Origin of the sequence: Methylobacterium sp. J-078 (assembly GCF_022829285.1) — a bacterium.
In the GTDB taxonomy this organism is placed as follows: Bacteria; Pseudomonadota; Alphaproteobacteria; order Rhizobiales; family Beijerinckiaceae; genus Methylobacterium.
Genome location: NZ_JAKSYI010000031.1, coordinates 1 through 16443, shown reverse-complemented (window position 1 = coordinate 16443; position 16443 = coordinate 1). Strand labels below are relative to the sequence as shown.

Here is a 16443-nt window from a genome sequence, read left to right as displayed (position 1 = left end):
GGAGCGCGGCCTTCTTCGTTGAAACCGATCGGCGTCGGGCTCGAGGCGGCGGGGCGCCCCACCCCGCCGGCCCGCGCCCTCAATACGCGTTCTTGGTGCGGAACAGCGAGACCGGGGTCGCGAGCATAATCTTGATGTCGAGCAGGATCGACCAGTTCTCGATGTAGTGCAGGTCGTGCTCGACGCGCTTCTGGATCTTGTCGCTGGTGTCCGTCTCGCCGCGCCAGCCGTTGACCTGGGCCCAGCCGGTGATGCCGGGCTTGACCTTGTGCCGGGCGAAGTAGCCGTCGACCACCTGGTCGTAGAGGGTGTTGGCGGCCTTGGCCTGGAGGGCGTGGGGGCGGGGGCCGACGAGGGAGAGTTCGCCCTTGATGACGTTGAAGAGCTGCGGCAGCTCGTCGAGGGAGGTGCGGCGGATGAAGCGGCCCACCGGCGTCACGCGGGGATCGTCGCGCGTCACCAGCTTGGCGGCGCCCGCATCGCTCTGGTTCACGTACATCGAGCGGAACTTGTAGACCTCGATCAGCTCGTTGTTGAAGCCGTAGCGCTTCTGCCGGAACAGGACCGGGCCGAGGGAGGTGAGGCGCACGGCGAGCGCCACCCCGAGCATGACGGGGGCGAGGGCCACGAGCATCGCCAGGCCGACCACGCGGTCGAACAGGCTCTTGGCGATGATGTCCCAGTCGGCCATCGGCTTGTCGAACACGTCGAGGACGGGGACGCTCCCGAGGTAGGAATAGGCGCGCGGACGCAGGCGCAGCTTCGAGGCCTGGGCCGAGAGGCGGATGTCGATCGGCAGCACCCAGAGCTTGGCCAGCATCTGCAGGATGCGGTCCTCGGCGGTGATCGGGATCGTGAAGATGATGAGGTCGAGCCGCGTGGTCCGCGCATAGGCGACGAGGTCGTTCACGCTGCCGAGCTTCGGGTAGCCGGCCACCACCGTGTCGGAGCGCGTGTCGCCGCGATCGTCGAACACCCCGACGATGCGGACGCCGGATTCCGCCTGCGCGTCGAGGGCACGGATGAGCTCCTCCGCCACCGGGCCGCCACCGACGATGGCCGTGCGCCGGTCGAAATGCCCCTTCTGCATCTGCGCGCCCACCAGGGCGACGAGGGCGAAACGCTCCAGCGCCAGGGCGACGAGGCCCCCGGCGAAGAAGGTCGCCAGCCAGATGCGCGAGTAGTGATCCGCGACCTTGGCGAAGACCATGACGGTGGCCACCAGCAGGAAGGCCAGGCACCAGGCGCCGAGCAGCCGGAAGGCCCCGTTGGTGAGCGCGCGGAAGGCGGTCATCCGGTAGGCCCCGGCGGCCTGGAGCAGCAGCACCGCCAGCGCCGCGATTCCGAGGGTGGCCGTGAGGTAGCGGGGCGACAGGGGCACGATCCCGGTGAGCTGCGCCGCATGGACGCCGACGCCGATGGCCGCGATCAGGCCGAACTCGACGACGCGGACGCAGCCCGCCAGCACCACCGGCGACAGGAAGGCCGGCGGGCTCGGGGGCGCCAGGGCCTCGGCGGGGGGCATCGCCGGCAGGGCGGCGACGCGGCCGCCCGGATGGTCGGAACCGGGACGGTGGCCGCCGGAGCGGCCGGCCGCCTCCAGGAGATCACGGACGTCGAAGGCGCTCATGGCAGCTTTCCGAATTCTTCTGGGCGCGCGAGGTTGGAGTTGCGAAGGGGCGGGATTACGGGGCCGTGGGGGCGATCGCCGGGCGGGCGGCCTCGGCCCTGGCCCGCAGGGCCGAGGCGTAGCCCGACAGCACGTCGGACCCCATCCGGGTCATCGAGAAGCGCGCCTTGACCGAGGCGGCGAGCCCCTCGAAGCGCAGGCGGCAGGCCTCGGGCTCCTCGTCGAGGACCCGCGCGATGGCGGCCGCCAGGGCCTTCCCGTCTCGGGGCGGCACCAGTTGCCCGGCGGCGGGCCCGAAGATCTCGGGGATGCCGCCCACATTGGTGGCCACCAGGGGATGGCGGGCGGCGGCGGCCTCCAGCACCACGTAGGGGAGGGATTCGGCGAGCGAGGGCACAACCATCATCCGCCCGCGGGCGAGCACCGCCCGGATGGACTGGGGCGGCTCGAAGGCCACCGCGTCGCCGAGCCCCATCGCCACCACGCGGTCAGCGAGGATGTCGGCGTCGGGGCCCGACCCGACCATGAGGAGGCGCAGGGCACGTCCCTCGGCCCGCAGGCGCAGGAGGGCGTCGAGGAGGAAGGGCACCCCCTTCGCGTCGCGCAGCTCGCCGATATAGAGCAGGTCGTAGCGGTCTTCTGCCGGAACGATGGGGTCGAATTCCGCCTCGCCGATCCCGTTGTGGACGATGCGGGTGATGCGGCGGGGATCGCCCGCATAGGCCCGGTGGCGGCCGGCGACGTACTCGCTCTCGAACAGGAACACGTCCGTGCGCAGGGCGAGGCCGCGCTCGATGCCCATGTAGAAGCGGTGGCGCAGGGTGCCGGGCTTGTAATTGTAGCTGCCGCCGTGCGGCGTATAGGCCCGGATCGGCGCGCACCCCCGCACTGGGGCGAGGCGAGCGTAGACGCCGCCCTTGGCGCCGTGGCCGTGCAGCACGTCGGCCTCGACCGTAGCGGCGCGGCGGGCGATGGCCCGCAAGGCCAGGAGATCGGAGGGATGCGGGTTGCGCCGCATCGGCAGCCGGGTGATGCCCAGGGCGAGGCAGGGCGCGAGGTCGGCCAGGGCCCGGTCGGCGCGCTCGCCCCCGGTATTGGCGTCGCAGACGAGGCCCACCCGGTGGCCCGCCGCCGCCTGAAGGCGGGCGAGATCGACGACGTGACGGAAGAGCCCGCCCACGGGCGCGCGGAATACGTGCAGGATGCGCTGGGGCGGCAGGCCGCCGGAGGCAGCCAGCGGGGGGACGGGACCGGGCACGGCGGGTTCGAGGGCGGACGCAGGCACGACGGGCTTCTCCACGCAACGCTGGACGGGCGGTCGGAACGCTCGGCCGTTGCGGGACACTGGCCCGGAGAGGTGGGAGGACCGTTAAGCGGGTTGCGCCGGTCGCCGGCGGGATGCCCCGAACGCGCCGATAGTTCGCATCGCGGTTAGGCGATCCCTAATGTCCGCGGGAGGATTGCCCGCATCGCGTGCGGACACGGCAGGCTGGATTCCACGCCAGAGGGCCCGCGATCCTGAAAGCCCGCATGCTGTCGCGCCCGTGAAGACGCGCCGCGACGCTCTCATTCGAAGTGTCGCCGCGTGCGTGGCGGCCTCCGCTTCCTCGAAGGGAGGGCAGGGCAAACCTCGAGCCCGCCCCTCCGAGACGAGAAGCGCAGCACCGCGATCGATGCGCGCGTTATCCGATATCGTATGGCGTGATGTTTGGTCAGACCATCGCGTGATTGTCGAGGGCTTCCTGCGCCGATGTAACTTCAATTTTGCCGCTGCGAGGCAGTGGAACCGTCCGCGGCCAGCGGATGCCTTTGCATTGTGCCTTCGCCACAGGGGCAATGGATATGCTGTTCTTCTGATTTCCGCCGAGAACGAAGTAGTTCTTGGCATTCTCGCCAGCATAGAAGCCGACGTGACCACCACCCGGTCGCTGGAACACAAGAACAGCTCCCAGCGAGGGCTCGCTCAGAGCGACACCGAATTTGACCCAATTCAAGGCCCAGTAGGGGTTTGAAGGCAGGATTTCATCTGGCAGTGTCAGGGCGATGGCCGTCTGAACTGCGTCTCCGCACCAGGGAAGCTTGCTTGGATCACCCAATGCTTGGCCGTCACTTTTCAGGTAATCCGTCAATTCTTTATTGTCGAGATTTTCGTGCAAGCCCCGCTTGGCCATCAAGTTGGCGTACCAAGGAGGTATCGAATCCACGCGCGCCTGTTCGCCTGGAAAAAGTAGCGCCAGCGTCTTGGCACCAACCACACCTGAACCGTCGAGACCCTTTGCGCGCTGAAAGGCCTTGACGGCTCCGATCGTGTCTCGGCCGAAATCGCCATCGGCACCGTGCACACCGACATCGTAACCCGCGGCGATCAATGCATTTTGAATGTCCTTGATGCTCTTCGTCGACATCGAGACCTCCCTGGCGATTCGGCAGGCCGATTATTGATCCTCGTCGGGTGAAATCCAGCGGTTTTGCTGAGAGCGTTCGACTTATACCGATCATTCCCGGTTACGGCGAACGAACCTCACGCCCCGATTTCTGAGACAGTCGATCTGCATGAAGACGCGGGGGGAGCCTAGCCTCGGAGCCTGCTCGAAGTCCTGGTCTCACCTGGAATTGTCGGGGGCGTTACATGTCATGGGACTGGCGATGCGCCCGAGACATGCCGTTGCGGGGTCGCGGCGACTGGCGCGCTCGCAGTACAAGCCGCCCCCATCGCCGAGCCGGCCGAAGCTGCGCTCGACCATCCAGCGCCGCTCCAGCACGACGAAGCTCTTCTCGTCCAGCGGACCTCAGGGAGACCGGGGTTCAGCGACTCAGAAGAACCGTTCCTTGATCACGATGGTGTCGCCCGGGCGTACCGGATAGGTCATCGGCACGATGCCGGAGACGAGGCCGTCCTTGCCCTCGCGGGTCAGCACCGCGTAGTCGCGGGCCGCGCGGGGACCGAACCCGGCCGCGATCGCCACCGCGGTCTCGACGGCCATGCCGTTGACGTAGGGGTACTGGCCCGAGGTCGTGACCTCGCCCAGGATGTAGAACGGCCGGTAGGCATCGACCTCGACGGTGACGTGGGGCTCGCGCACGAAGCCGGCGGAGAGCTTGGCCTCGATGGTCCGCGCGGCCTGGCTGGTGGGCTGGCCGCCGACCTTCACGAGGCCGATGAGGGGCATGGCGATGTTGCCGGCCCCGTCCACGGCGTAGATGTTCGAGAGGTTGTCCTGGCCGAAGACGATGACCCGGAGGCGGTCGCCGGCCGAGAGGGTGTAGCGCGCGCCGATCGAGCCGGTGCCGGTGGCGTCGAGCTGGTCGGTCCGGAAGTCGGGCCGCAGGCAGCCGCCGAGCGCCAGGCTCGACGAGAGTGCTAAGAGGAGTGATCGCCGGTTCATCACCACTGCCGCCGTGAGGAATCTATCCACCGCGTCCTAAGGTGATATGGTTAACGAACACTGACGGGCCGTGGACCATGATCTCGCGAGCCCTCGTCTTAACGTCCGGTCAATCTTAACGCGCTCTATTCGTGGACGAGCCGGCCGCCTCGCGGTCGCCGCCCTTGCCTTGCGTAAAGATCGAGCCATGCCCCGCTCTTCGCCGTTCCAGCCCGTCGCCGACGCCCCTTCCGCCATGGGCGAGGGGCTCGGGCTGTCGCAGCTCGCCGGCGTGCTGCGCCGCTCCTGGCGCTGGATCGTGATTCCCACCGCCCTCGTCACCATCGGCGCCATCGCCTTCGTGCAGGTCGTGTCGCCGCGCTACACGGGCGAAGCGAAGATCCTGCTGGAGAGCCGCGACACCTCCTTCACCCGCAGCGCCCAGGAGCGCGGCGAGCAGGTCCAGCCCATCGACGAGCAGGCAGTGGCGAGCCAGGTGCAGGTTGTGATGTCCCGCGACCTCGCGCGGGAGGCGATCCGCCGCCTGTCGCTGGCCGGCAACGCCGAGTTCGATCCCAGCGTCGCCGGCCTCGGCCCGCTCCAGCGCGCCCTGATGATGATCGGGCTGGCCAAAAACCCGATGGAGCGGCCGCCCGAGGAGCGGATGCTGGAGACCTACTTCGACCGCCTGACGGTGTTCCCGGCGGGCAAGTCGCGCATCCTCACCGTGGAGTTCCGCTCGAAGGACCCGCACCTCGCCGCGCAGGCGGCCAACACCATCGCCGAACTCTACATCGCCTCCCTCGACGCGGCGCGCACCGACACCGCGCGCTACGCCTCCACCTGGCTCGGCGGCAACATCGAGACCCTGCGCACCCGCGTGGGCGAGGCCGAGGCCAAGGTCGAGGCCTACCGGGCCCGGAACGGACTGATCGCCACCGGGGGCGCAGCCGGGCAGCCGCTGGGCGCCCAGCAGCTCGGCGAATTGTCGACCCAGCTCTCCCAGGCCCGTACCGCCAAGGCGGATCTCGCCGGCCGGGCCAAGCTGATCAAGGAGATGATCAAGGACGGCCGCGCCTTCGAGATCCCGGATGTCGCCAACAACGAGATCATCCGTCGCACGGTCGAGCAGCGCATCACCCTGCGCAACCAGCTCGCGCTCGAATCCCGCACCCTGCTGCCGGCCCATCCGCGCATCAAGGAACTGACCGCGCAGATCTCGGACCTCGACGCCCAGATCAAGGCGACCGCCGAGCGGGTGGTCCGCACACTGGAGAACGACGCCCGCATCGCCGAGGCCCGGGTCGAGAGCCTGAGCGCGGCGGTCGACGCCCAGCGCGACGTGGTCTCCAAGGGCAATGTCAGCGAGGTCCAGTTGCGGGCCCTGGAGCGCGAGGCCAAGGCCCAGCGCGAGCAGCTCGAATCCTACCTCTCGCGCTACCGCGAAGCCTCGGCCCGCGACGCCGAGAGCGCGACCCCGGCCGATGCCCGGGTGGTCTCGCGCGCCATCACGCCGGAGACGCCCTCCTTCCCGAAGAAGCTGCCCATCATCGTCCTGGCGGCGGTGCTCGGGCTTCTGTTCTCGATCGGCGGCGTCATCGGGCACCACCTCCTGCGGGATCCCGACGGTTCGGGCCGGCGCCGGCGCACGCAGGAGGAGACGGACGCGCTCCCCGAGGGGCAGCCGACGGTGTCCGGCCCCTTCGCCTTTCCGGAGGCCTCCCTGGCCCTGGCGCGCCACGCCGAAGCGCCGGCCGCCGAGGATCCGCGCCCGGCCGCGAGCCCGGCGCCGTTCCGTGCCCCGGTCCCCCCGAAGCCCGCCGCCGAATACGAGGCCGGCCGCCGCCGAAGCCCTGCGCGCGGCGGCCAGCCGGCCGACCCCTACGACCTCGACCAACTCATCGGGCGCCTGCGCTCCGGAGCGACCCCCGCCATGGGCGCGGGACGCACCGTGCTCATCATCGAGACCCTCGCGCCCCGCGGCGAGGGCGCCGGCCTCGCGGTGAGCCTCGGCGGAACCCTCGCGGCCCGCGACAGCGCCGTGGTGGTGGACCTCAACGGTCCCGCCTGCGCGGAGGACGCGTACGGCCTCACCGACCTCGTGGCGGGGGAAGCCGCCTTCCTCGACGTGATCCAGTCGATCCCGGGCTCGCGCCTTCACGCGATCCCGCGGGGCTTCCTCGATGCCGCGATCCTGGCGGAGGAGCCGCAGGCCCTGGCCATCACCCTCGACGCCCTGGCCCAGGCCTATGACTGGGTCGTGTGCCGCCTCGGTACGCCGCAGACCCGCCTCGCCCGCGAGATCCTGGCGGCGGCGGGTCCGCAGATGGGCAGCGTCGTGATCGCCTCGGACCGCGAACCGGAGGATGTCGACCTCGTGGACCTCTACGGCCTCGCCGAAGCCTCCGGCGCCGGCCAGATCCTGGTCGCCCAGGACCGCGCGGCTGGCGTGCGGGCCCCGGCGCGGCCGGACTTCGACGACGCGGAGGCGATGCCCCTGCGCCTCTCGGCGGCCTGATCCCGGGGGGACGCCCCCCCGCTACTCGGCCGCCGGTGCGACGGCCCGGCGGCGCAGGCGCCGCGCCAGGGCCATCAGGCGCGGATCGCGCTTGATCCGGCGCTTGAGCCGGGCGGTTCCCACCGCCCGCAGGGCGAACAGATGGCCGCGCAGGGTCACCGGAATGGTGGTCTCCCCCAGCTCGATGGTCTCGTCGCAGATGCTGGCCTTGTAGCGGGCCTCGCCGACGCCGAGGTCGAAGGCGCGCCGCCCCCGGGCGGTCTGGTCGGCGATGAGGTGATGCAGCAGGATGTCGCCGGGGCTCGACCGGCTGACCACCGGGTCGGCGTCGAAGGACGTCATCATGCCGCTGTAACGCTGGTCATCGACGGCGCCGGCGAAGACCGCGAAGACCCGGTCGGTCCGGGTCGCCACCAGGGCCGTCACCTCGATGGCGGGATCGGTGCCCTCGGCGAGCGCGGTGCCGCGCGCCAGGAACGCCCGGATCAGGGGATCGGCATAGGGGTTGGCGACGCCCATGGCGGCGAAGCGCTGCGCCTTCTGCTCGTAGAAGGCGGACAGGTAATGCCCGACCTCCTCGGCCGTGCCGGCGCGCCGGCAGGCCACGGGCCCGAAGGCCTCGACGAGCTTCTTCTCCTTCGAGCGCAGCTTCTTGCGCGCATCGCCGCTGAACACGCGCCTCACCGTCGCGTCCGGGTCGGGACCGAGGATCAGGCCGTAGGCGTCGCTCGCCGCGCGTTCGGCCCGGGCTCCGAGCGGGTTGACGGCCCCGTCCCAGAAGCGCGGCTGATGCGCAAGGGCGAAGACGTCGATGCCGGCGCCGCAGCCGAAGACCCGCAGGTGCTCGACGAGGTCCTCCGGCCGCATCGCGGCCGCCTCGCGTGAGGCGAAGAGCGGCATGTGATAGTTGGCGTGCTTGCAGCCGACAACGCGGGCCACCCGCACTCCGCCCTCGCGGGCGACCGCGAGGGGGAGCAGCACCCGCGGGCGCCCGCCCGCATCGCGCAGGACGAAGATCTGGAGGCTGGCGCCGGGCCGTGCGGCGGCGAAGGCCGAAACCCAATCGAAGCGCTGGTAGGGCGTCGCCATCACCGCGGCATCCGCCTCCATCCCGCGCCACAGCGCCTCGACGGCGGCCAGGTCGCCGAACACCTCGGCGCTGAAGCCGCCCTGCAGCCGCGCGTGCGTCACTCCGCTTCCGACTCCCTCGTGGGCAAGAACAGCCATGCCATGCTCCCTCGCGGCCAGCGAATCACCCGGCCGACCCTGTCCGTCCTTCCTGCCGTCCGACCCCTTAATCGCCGGGTGACGCGGGGGCGACGGTCCCGGTCTCTCTGCGCGCGTGGGTAACGAAACCTTGCCGGTTGCCGTGCTTTTCTGCGGCCGTGCGCGGAAGGATTCTTCATGTCGGGCGACACAACTCCGTCCTTGAGCCGCCGGCACCGCCTCTTCGCCGCGGGCTTTCGCGCCATCGCGGCGACCCGGGCGGACCTCTGGCTGGGGCCGCTGGCGCGCGGACGCGGCCTGATCCTAACCTTCCACCACGTGCGCCCCGACGCGCCCGGCGCCTACGCGCCCAACACGCTGCTGGCGATCACCCCGGACTTCCTCGACCGGACCCTGGCGATGGTGCGGCGGCGCGGATTCGAGATCATCGGCCTCGACGCCCTGCCGGAACGCCTCGCGGGCGGGGGCCGCCCGTTCGTCGTGCTGACCTTCGACGACGGCTACCGCGACAATGTCGAGCATGCGGCCCCCATCCTGCGGCGTCACGGGGCGCCCTGGACGCTGTTCGTGACCAGCGACTTCGCGGACGGGCGGGGCCGGCTGTGGTGGCTGGAACTGGAGGCGGCGATCGCCCGCCTCCACCGGGTGCGGGTACCCGAGGCCGGCCTCGACCTGCCGGCCCGGGACGCCGCCGAAAAATCGAGCGCTTTCGAGGCGGTCTACCGCGCCCTCCGGGCCGGGGCGGAGGAGCGCCTCCTGGCGGTGATCGCGGATCTCTGCGCGCAGGCCGGCTTCGCGCCCGGGCGCATGGCCGGCGACCTCTGCCTGGGATGGTCAGACTTGCGGGACCTCGGCCGCGACCCGCTCGTGACCTTCGGTGCCCACACGATCAGCCACCCGATGCTGGCCAAGCACGGCGCGACGGCCGCGCGCCGGGAGATCGAGGCGGGGCGGGCGCGGATCGCGGCCGAACTCGGGCGCCCGGTCACGCACCTGTCCTACCCGGTGGGCGACCCGACCTCGGCCGGCCCGCGCGACTTCGCCCTCGCCCGCGAACTCGGCTTCGCCACGGCTGTGACGACCCGGCCCGGGCACCTCTTCGGCCCCCATGCGGACCACCTGCACGCACTGCCGCGAGTCTCGGTGAACGGCCACCACCAGACGGAGGCCGCGCTCGCGGCCCTGCTCTCGGGCGTGCCGTTCCTGGCGTGGAACCGGGGCCGCAGGCTCAACGTCGGGTAAGGCGCTTCAGCGCCGACCGGTCGCGTAAGGCGCTTCAGCGCCGACGGCGGTGCCGGCGATACGAACGGCTCTCGCTGCCCGCGATGGCGAAGCTGGCGCTCTGGCGGCCGTGGCGCGCGTAACGCCCGCGCCGTCCGCGCCGCCCGATGGAGGCGATGGCCGCCCCCGTGGCCGCCGCACTCGCCGCGATGCTCTGCGGAATCGCCGCGAGGGCGTTGGCGACATCGGCCGAGGCCGTACTGGTGGAGGCACCGCTGGCGACGTTCCGGGCGGCCGGCCCGAACATGGCGAGGCACTGGTTGTAGGCGAGGTCGTTCTTCAGGCGCTCGCAATCCGAGACCGAGCGGGGCGCGCCCTGGGCCTGCGCCGGCGATCCCGAGGCGAGGTGGACCAGAGCCGGGATCACGAGGCCGAGCAGAAGCAGATGCGTGCGCAGGGATGGCATTGAGCGGGACGACGGCCTCTGAACGAATGACAGGGGGCGGTTCTGGCGCCCGAGTGCGGCAAAAAACCGACGCCGCGCCCGGAATTCCACGCGCCCCGGCCTCAGCGCGGCTGCGGCGGCCCGTTCGCGGCATCGTCGCTGCCGTCGTTCCGGCCCATCCAGCTGATCAGCGGCATCAGGGGGAAGATCCAGGCGATGCCCAGCAGGGCGTAGAGCACCGCCTGCACGGGGGCCGGCGTCTGCGAGATCCGGCTGTCGGCCAGCGCCATGGCCAGCGGCGCGTAGACGATGATGAAGGCCAGCATCACGATGGTGCCGATCAGCGAGCGGGTGCGACGGCGCATCGGCCTGATCCTCGAATCGAACGGGGGTACCAGCGGGGTAGAGCCCCGCACGAGCGATGGCAACGGCCGCAGCCGCGACCCTTTCGGCAGCCGGCCGCGATCCGTTCCGGCCCCGGCCTTCAGAGTTCCGCAGAGCGGTTCGACAGCTCCATCCGCAATTGCCGGGCGGCTTCCTGGAGGGCGGCGTCGCGCCGCCGCCGGGGCCGGGGCACCGTGATCGGCATCTCGGCCGCCAGCCGGCCGGGGCTGCCGGCGAGCACGACGACCCGGTCGGCGAGCGTCACGGCCTCGTCGATGTCGTGGGTCACGAACAGGATGGTCTTGCCCGTCGCCGCCTGGATGCGCTGCAATTCGTCCTGCAGACCCTCGCGGGTGAAGCTGTCCAGCGCCGAGAACGGCTCGTCCATGAGGAGCACGTCCGGATCGACCGCGAGCGCCCGCGCGATGGCGACGCGCTGGCGCTGGCCGCCGGAGAGCTGGTGCGGCCAGCGCTGGCCGAGATCGCTCAAGCCCACGAGGTCGAGCATGCCTTGCGCCTTGGCCAGGCGCTCGGCCTTCGAGAGGCCGCTGCCCTCGAGGCCGAAGGCGACGTTGGCGATGACCCGGCGCCAGGGCAGCAGCCGTGCGTCCTGGAACACCAGGGCCATCGGCGTGCGGCAATCCGGGCGGGCGCGAAGCTGCACATTGCCCGAGCTCGGCTTGGCCAGCCCGATCAGCACCCGCAGGACGGTGGACTTGCCGACCCCGGATTCGCCGACGATGACGAGGAACTCGCCGCGCGCCACCGCGAGGTCGAGATCCGCCAGGATGACGTTCCGGGTGCCGGCGCGCTCGTAGGCGAGGTTCAAGGCCGTGATGGAAATGATCGGCTCGGACATCGTCAGGCGCGCCACCGTAGGAGCCACCCCTGGAGGGCGACGAAGGCCGTGTCGAACAGGCCGTAGAGGGCGGCCATGGTGAGCATGTAGACGACGACGATGTCGGTGGAGAGCAGGCTCGAGGCCTGCATCATCCGGGCGCCGACGCCGGGCACGCCGAAGATCTCGGCGGCCACCACCGCCATCCAGGCCTGGCCGAGCGCCGTGCGCAGGCCGACGAGGATGCCGGGCGTCGCGGCCGGGAGAAGGATCTTGGTGAGCCGTGCCCAGGGCGAGCCGAAGCCGAAGGCCTGGGCCACCTCGACGAGGTCGCGGTCGACGCCGCGCACCGCCCCTTGGGTGGCGAAGAACACGATCCAGAACACGCCGATGGCGATGATGAAGACGGCGGCCTCGGGCTGGACGCCGAACCAGATGATGGCGAACGGCACCCAGGCGAGGCCGGGGATCGGCCGCAGCAGCCGCACGATCCAGGCGGTCGCCGCCTCGAACCAGCGGAACATGCCGCTGAGGAGGCCGAGGGCGATGCCCGCGCCCGCGCCGACCCCGAGTCCGGTCACGTAGTGGCTGAGGCTCGACAGGACCGCCTCGCCCCAGACGCCGAGGCGGACCTCGTTAAGGAAGGCCGCCGGGATCGTGCTCGGCGGCGGCAGGAAGGCCGGATTGATGAGGCCGAGGCGCGGCATCGCCTCCCAGAACAGCAGGAAGGCGAAGAGCCCGGCCGCCGCCAGGGCGGTGGAGCGCAGGGCCATCATCGCCGGCCACCCGGGACGCCGTGGAACGGGCCGTCTCGGCGGGCGCGCCGGGGCGGGAAGGATCTGGAGATCATCGGGGGGACATGCTTCGGTCGGAACGGAGGGGGATTAGTCTTGGGGCAGGGGGTCACCGGAGCGGGGCCTTGCGGATCAAGCCCCGTAATAGCCCCGGTACCACGCCACGAAGGCGGGAATGCCGAGCCTAAGCGGCGTTTCGGGCACCCCACCGATCAGCGCCCGCAGGAGGTCGGTGCTCGCCTCGGTGCGGGGCACGTCGCCGGGGGGCAGGGGTTGGAGGATGCGCTCGGCGCGGGCGCCGAGGGCGCGTTCCAGCGCGTCAATCATCGCGTCGACCCGGACCGGGCGGCCGCCCCCGATATTGACGAGGCGGAACGGCGCCACCGGGCTCAGGGTGTCGCCGGGGCAGGCCGGGCCTTCTCCGTCGCCGGGACGGGGCGGGGGCCGGTCCATCAATCCGCGGATCGCAGCGACGAGGTCATCGACATAGGTGAAGTCACGCTCGGCCGCGCCCCCGGCGAAGACCGCGATCGGCTCGCCCGCCAGGATCTTCCGCGTGAACAGGAACAGCGCCATGTCGGGCCGGCCCCAGGGGCCGTAGACCGTGAAGAACCGGAAGGCCGTGGTCGGAATGCCGAACAGGTGGCTGTAGGCATGCATCATCGCCTCGCCCGCGAGCTTGGAGGCGGCATAGAGCGTCAGCGGCGTCACCGCGGGGTCGGTCTCGCGGAACGGCAGGGCGGTGTTGCCGCCATAGGCCGAGCTCGTGGAGGCGAACAGGAGGTGGCGCACCGGGTGCGCCCGCACCGCCTCGACGAGGTTCGCCGTGCCGACGAGATTGGCCTCCACGTAGGCGCCGGGATTCTCCAGGCTGTGGCGCACACCGGCCTGGGCCGCGAGATGCACGACGATCTCGGGCCGCGCCCGACCGACCGCCGCCAGCAGCGCACCCGGCGTCTCCAGGCGGGCCTCGACGGGGGTGAAATCGGGATTGCCGGCGAGGTCGGCGTGGCGCGCCCGTTTCAGGCCGACATCGTAATAGTCGCTGAAGCCGTCGAAACCCGTGACGGTATGCCCCTCCTCGAGGAGGCGCCGCGCGAGGTGGTAGCCGATAAAGCCGGCGGTGCCGGTCACGAAGACGCGCATGGGGTTCCTTGCGGCCGTGGCGAACCGGGTGAGCCTGCGCCCCGACTACACCCGAGGCCGCGCGACCTCAAGAAACCAGGGCTTATCCCCTTGAAGCGCCTGACGCGGACCGCGCGCGCGGCCCGCCAACGGCGGTTTGGACGGCCCAACCGTCTGTGCGTTGCAGCACACCCATGCGCGATGCCTTGTTTCCCAAGGGTCAAACCCCAGATATAACAGCAGCATGACGCTGTCGCGTCTGGTTCGGCCGCGCTTTCGATGCCCGCGGTGTCGACGTTTTGCCTCACGAATGTCCGCGGTGTCGTGCCGGGTTCCTGTGAGGCGAAGGCCTGCCAGGACACGACGCGCTTCTCACCCGAAACTTTCCGTGGGCCCTCGCCCGCGAAAAACCAGTCCGCGAGCCATTCGATCCATGAACCAGCTTGTCCGCATGTCACAGGTCGGCGAGGCCGACGCGATCGCCGAGCCCTCCGCCGAATTGCGGGTTCCGTTCGCGCAGTCCGGCGCCTTCGTGTGCAAGTTCATCATCGGCGAGCCGAACGACCGCGCGGTCTGCTGCGGCGCGCCGGCGCCCGACGGCAAGAGCTGGTGCGCGTTCCACCGCCGCATCGTGTTCGAGCCGGCCCGCCCCGGCCGCCTGCGCTGATCGAAACCCCGCCGGATCACCCGTCCAGAAGCCCCCGCCGGTGCGCCCGGCGGGGGCTTTCGTTTGCGCGCTAATCGTCGGCCTCCTCGTCGAGGGGCTGGTAGGTGCGCAGGCGGCGGCCGTCCGGAAACTCGACGGTACGGGACCGGACCACGATGTACCCGGCCTCCTGGGCCCGACGCACCCGGGCCGCCCGGTCGTCCTCGAACATCCGCCCGCCGACGAACACGCCGGAGGGATCCGGAGCCGCCTCGACGGCGTAGCCGTAGCGGGACATCGGCGGCGCGACGGCCGGCCGCATCGTCACCGAACGGATCGCAGGGCGGGGGGCGGGTGTCGTGAGGCGGGTGCGGGGCAGGGCCGCCACGATGGGCCGGCGCGGAGCGGCGGGCCGGATCACCGCCACCCGGCGCGGAGCCGGACGGGCGGCCACCTTGCGTGAGCGGGCCGCAGTGGCGACCGACCGGCGCGGCGCGGCCGCGGGACCCGGCGCGCCGGACACGGCTGGGGCCTCGACCTTGTCTTTAGTCTCGCGTCCCGGAACCTCGCCTGCCTTGATCTCGTGAGACTCGCGCGGGGGCGGATCGGTCCAGGACCGGCCGGCCGGCGCGGTCTCGGCCGAGGCGGGCAGGAGCGCGAGGACGGGCAGGAGGCCGAGCGCGAAGGCGGCGACCCCGAGGCGGCGAGGGGCGGCGAACGTCATGACGACCTCCAACGAGCAGTCCACGCCGAACCCCGTGCCGTGTCCCGTCTCGCCGAGCGCACCCTGCGAATCACGGTCGAGCCTCGGCTTCATCTGCCGGAACCTTAGGGAATTCTTACGGGTTCGTCCACGCACGGCGATTCTTGCCGGGCATGACACCGCGCCTGTCCGGCGATTGCTTCGAAGGTCTGGGATCGAGGCCTTGCGCCGACCGTGCGGGGAGCCATTCCGGGCTCCGGCGGCTGGCGTCCGGCGGTCGCCCGTGGGAAAGGTCCGGGACGGACGCGGCATTGCCGTGGATCGTCCCGGGACCATGTTCGTTGACGCTCCACAATCGACCCGGCGTGGAGAGGAGAGCCATTCCATGAGACGCGTTCTGTCGGTCCTCGCGCTTGCCGCGAGCACGGCCCTCGCCACCCATTCCGCCCTCGCGCAGACCGCCCCGGCGGCGCCCGAGGCTCCGGCGGCGCCCCCCGCGGCCCCGCAGACCTTCGAGAGCCCCATCCAGAACGGAAAGGGCGAGCCCATCGGCAAGATCGTGATTCGCGACGGCGCGAGCGCCCTGGTCATGCGCGTGACGATCCAGCCCGGCGGCCTCCCCCCCGGCTGGCACGGCATCCACTTCCACGCCGTGGGCGACTGCTCGGACACCGCGAAGTTCGAGAAGTCGAAGGCCCATGTGAACCACGACCAGAGCAAGCACGGCCTGCTCAACGCCGAGGGCCCGGACGAGGGCGACCTGCCCAACGTCTTCGCCAATGCGGACGGTTCGGTGAACGCGGAGGTGTCGAGCGAGACGCCGCTGACGGGCGAGGGCGCCCTGAAGGATGGGGACGGCTCGGCCCTGATCATCCACGCCAACGAGGACGATCACTCCACCCAGCCGATCGGCGGCGCCGGCGCCCGCATCGCCTGCGCGGTGATCAAGTAGACATCGGGCCGATCCCGCGGAGCCGTCGGCTCCGCGGGATCTCCGGACAGGCCTACTTCTGGGCGACGCTGACGAGCTTGGCGCCGCGCGCCTTCCGCTCTGGGAGGGCGGCCTTGACGGTTTTCAGGATGCCGGCGGCGTCGAGGCCGGCCTCGGCGTACATGGCGTCCGGCGTGTTGTGGTCCTGGTAGGTGTCGGGCAGCGTCAGCGTGCGCACCCGGACCCGGCCGGCATCCAGCGCGCCCCGCTCGGCGAGCAGATGCAGCACCATGGCGCCGAAGCCTCCCACCGAGCCCTCCTCCAGGGTCACCAGGACCTCGTGGCGGCCGGCGAGATCGAGGATCAGGGCCTCGTCCAGGGGCTTGGCGAAGCGCGCATCCGCCACGCTCACGGCGATGCCCTCCGCCTCCAGCGCGTCGGCCGCCTTCAGCGCCTCCGCCATCCGTGTGCCCAGCGCCAGCAGCGCCACCCGCGCCCCCTCGGGCGCCCGCACCATCCGGCCCTTGCCGATCGGCAGCGCGACCCCGCGCTCGGGCAGGTCCACGCCCACCCCCTCGCCGCGCGGGTAGCGCAGGGCGATCGGGCCCGTGTCGTG

General features: G+C 71.2%; 16 protein-coding genes. 4 read left to right on the top strand and 12 right to left on the bottom strand.

The genetic code is table 11. The features are described 5' to 3' along the window. Nucleotides 1–79 precede the first annotated feature (79 nt). The 4 genes from MKK58_RS02105 to MKK58_RS02090 form a co-directional block, all read right to left on the bottom strand. A complete protein-coding gene (locus MKK58_RS02105; protein WP_243910529.1) occupies nt 80–1630 on the bottom strand; it encodes an undecaprenyl-phosphate glucose phosphotransferase in 1551 nt (516 codons plus the stop codon). Between the two features lie 55 nt (nt 1631–1685). After that, a complete protein-coding gene (locus MKK58_RS02100; protein WP_243910576.1) occupies nt 1686–2888 on the bottom strand; it encodes a glycosyltransferase family 4 protein in 1203 nt (400 codons plus the stop codon). Nucleotides 2889–3342: 454 nt separating this feature from the next. Then, on the bottom strand, nt 3343–4035 hold the full coding sequence (locus MKK58_RS02095; protein ID WP_243910528.1) for a peptidoglycan-binding protein: 693 nt from the start codon (nt 4033–4035) through the stop codon (nt 3343–3345). A 408-nt stretch (nt 4036–4443) separates the two neighbouring features. Continuing rightward, the gene (locus tag MKK58_RS02090; protein WP_243910575.1) at nt 4444–5016 is read right to left on the bottom strand and encodes a polysaccharide biosynthesis/export family protein; all 573 of its coding nucleotides are present in this window, start codon (nt 5014–5016) and stop codon (nt 4444–4446) included. Between the two features lie 187 nt (nt 5017–5203). On the opposite strand from MKK58_RS02090, the gene MKK58_RS02085 reads away from it, so the two are divergent. Further along, nucleotides 5204–7513: a GumC family protein gene (locus MKK58_RS02085; RefSeq protein WP_243910527.1), complete on the top strand. Its 2310-nt coding sequence runs from the start codon at nt 5204–5206 to the stop codon at nt 7511–7513. Nucleotides 7514–7534: 21 nt separating this feature from the next. Here the strand turns inward: MKK58_RS02085 and MKK58_RS02080 are convergent, their stop codons facing one another. Further along, nucleotides 7535–8740 (bottom strand): GNAT family N-acetyltransferase, encoded by a 1206-nt coding sequence (locus MKK58_RS02080; RefSeq protein WP_243910526.1) that lies wholly within the window; start codon nt 8738–8740, stop codon nt 7535–7537. A 177-nt stretch (nt 8741–8917) separates the two neighbouring features. On the opposite strand from MKK58_RS02080, the gene MKK58_RS02075 reads away from it, so the two are divergent. Further along, nucleotides 8918–9982 carry a polysaccharide deacetylase family protein gene (locus MKK58_RS02075; RefSeq protein ID WP_243910525.1) on the top strand — a complete coding sequence of 355 codons (1065 nt, stop codon included), beginning with the start codon at nt 8918–8920 and terminating at the stop codon, nt 9980–9982. A gap of 34 nt (nt 9983–10016) precedes the next feature. Here MKK58_RS02075 and MKK58_RS02070 read toward each other — a convergent pair whose 3' ends face one another. The 5 genes from MKK58_RS02070 to MKK58_RS02050 all read right to left on the bottom strand — a co-directional run bounded on the left by MKK58_RS02070 (nt 10017) and on the right by MKK58_RS02050 (nt 13568). Then, complete coding sequence (locus tag MKK58_RS02070) at nt 10017–10427, bottom strand: hypothetical protein (RefSeq protein WP_243910524.1); 411 nt, start codon at nt 10425–10427, stop codon at nt 10017–10019. Between the two features lie 101 nt (nt 10428–10528). Then, nucleotides 10529–10771, bottom strand: coding sequence for a DUF2842 domain-containing protein (locus MKK58_RS02065; RefSeq protein ID WP_243910523.1), 243 nt, complete (start codon nt 10769–10771; stop codon nt 10529–10531). A 119-nt stretch (nt 10772–10890) separates the two neighbouring features. Then, nucleotides 10891–11649 carry an ABC transporter ATP-binding protein gene (locus MKK58_RS02060; RefSeq protein WP_243910522.1) on the bottom strand — a complete coding sequence of 253 codons (759 nt, stop codon included), beginning with the start codon at nt 11647–11649 and terminating at the stop codon, nt 10891–10893. 2 nt (nt 11650–11651) lie between these two features. Continuing rightward, nucleotides 11652–12404 carry an ABC transporter permease gene (locus MKK58_RS02055; protein ID WP_238277836.1) on the bottom strand — a complete coding sequence of 251 codons (753 nt, stop codon included), beginning with the start codon at nt 12402–12404 and terminating at the stop codon, nt 11652–11654. A 150-nt stretch (nt 12405–12554) separates the two neighbouring features. Beyond that, a complete protein-coding gene (locus MKK58_RS02050; protein ID WP_243910521.1) occupies nt 12555–13568 on the bottom strand; it encodes an NAD-dependent epimerase/dehydratase family protein in 1014 nt (337 codons plus the stop codon). Nucleotides 13569–13791: 223 nt separating this feature from the next. Here MKK58_RS02050 and MKK58_RS02045 point away from each other — a divergent pair, with 223 nt between their 5' ends. Continuing rightward, on the top strand, nt 13792–14214 hold the full coding sequence (locus MKK58_RS02045; protein WP_313899262.1) for a GcrA family cell cycle regulator: 423 nt from the start codon (nt 13792–13794) through the stop codon (nt 14212–14214). Between the two features lie 70 nt (nt 14215–14284). Here MKK58_RS02045 and MKK58_RS02040 read toward each other — a convergent pair whose 3' ends face one another. After that, a complete protein-coding gene (locus MKK58_RS02040) occupies nt 14285–15010 on the bottom strand; it encodes a hypothetical protein (protein WP_243910520.1) in 726 nt (241 codons plus the stop codon). Nucleotides 15011–15281: 271 nt separating this feature from the next. Here MKK58_RS02040 and MKK58_RS02035 point away from each other — a divergent pair, with 271 nt between their 5' ends. Further along, on the top strand, nt 15282–15848 hold the full coding sequence (locus tag MKK58_RS02035; RefSeq protein WP_243910519.1) for a superoxide dismutase family protein: 567 nt from the start codon (nt 15282–15284) through the stop codon (nt 15846–15848). A gap of 52 nt (nt 15849–15900) precedes the next feature. Here the strand turns inward: MKK58_RS02035 and MKK58_RS02030 are convergent. Then, nucleotides 15901–16443: transketolase C-terminal domain-containing protein (locus MKK58_RS02030; RefSeq protein ID WP_279578182.1), on the bottom strand; the 543-nt coding region annotated here is incomplete at its 5' end.

Excerpts from the sequence above, each read along its gene's own strand:
- MKK58_RS02105 (WP_243910529.1), bottom strand. The coding sequence starts at position 1,630 with ATGAGCGCCTTCGACGTCCGTGATCTCCTGGAGGCGGCCGGCCGCTCC.
- MKK58_RS02095 (WP_243910528.1), bottom strand. The coding sequence starts at position 4,035 with ATGTCGACGAAGAGCATCAAGGACATTCAAAATGCATTGATCGCCGCG.
- MKK58_RS02090 (WP_243910575.1), bottom strand. The coding sequence starts at position 5,016 with ATGAACCGGCGATCACTCCTCTTAGCACTCTCGTCGAGCCTGGCGCTC.
- MKK58_RS02085 (WP_243910527.1), top strand. The coding sequence starts at position 5,204 with ATGCCCCGCTCTTCGCCGTTCCAGCCCGTCGCCGACGCCCCTTCCGCC.
- MKK58_RS02080 (WP_243910526.1), bottom strand. The coding sequence starts at position 8,740 with ATGGCTGTTCTTGCCCACGAGGGAGTCGGAAGCGGAGTGACGCACGCG.
- MKK58_RS02075 (WP_243910525.1), top strand. The coding sequence starts at position 8,918 with ATGTCGGGCGACACAACTCCGTCCTTGAGCCGCCGGCACCGCCTCTTC.
- MKK58_RS02070 (WP_243910524.1), bottom strand. The coding sequence starts at position 10,427 with ATGCCATCCCTGCGCACGCATCTGCTTCTGCTCGGCCTCGTGATCCCG.
- MKK58_RS02065 (WP_243910523.1), bottom strand. The coding sequence starts at position 10,771 with ATGCGCCGTCGCACCCGCTCGCTGATCGGCACCATCGTGATGCTGGCC.
- MKK58_RS02060 (WP_243910522.1), bottom strand. The coding sequence starts at position 11,649 with ATGTCCGAGCCGATCATTTCCATCACGGCCTTGAACCTCGCCTACGAG.
- MKK58_RS02055 (WP_238277836.1), bottom strand. The coding sequence starts at position 12,404 with ATGATGGCCCTGCGCTCCACCGCCCTGGCGGCGGCCGGGCTCTTCGCC.
- MKK58_RS02050 (WP_243910521.1), bottom strand. The coding sequence starts at position 13,568 with ATGCGCGTCTTCGTGACCGGCACCGCCGGCTTTATCGGCTACCACCTC.
- MKK58_RS02045 (WP_313899262.1), top strand. The coding sequence starts at position 13,792 with ATGACGCTGTCGCGTCTGGTTCGGCCGCGCTTTCGATGCCCGCGGTGT.
- MKK58_RS02040 (WP_243910520.1), bottom strand. The coding sequence starts at position 15,010 with ATGAAGCCGAGGCTCGACCGTGATTCGCAGGGTGCGCTCGGCGAGACG.
- MKK58_RS02035 (WP_243910519.1), top strand. The coding sequence starts at position 15,282 with ATGAGACGCGTTCTGTCGGTCCTCGCGCTTGCCGCGAGCACGGCCCTC.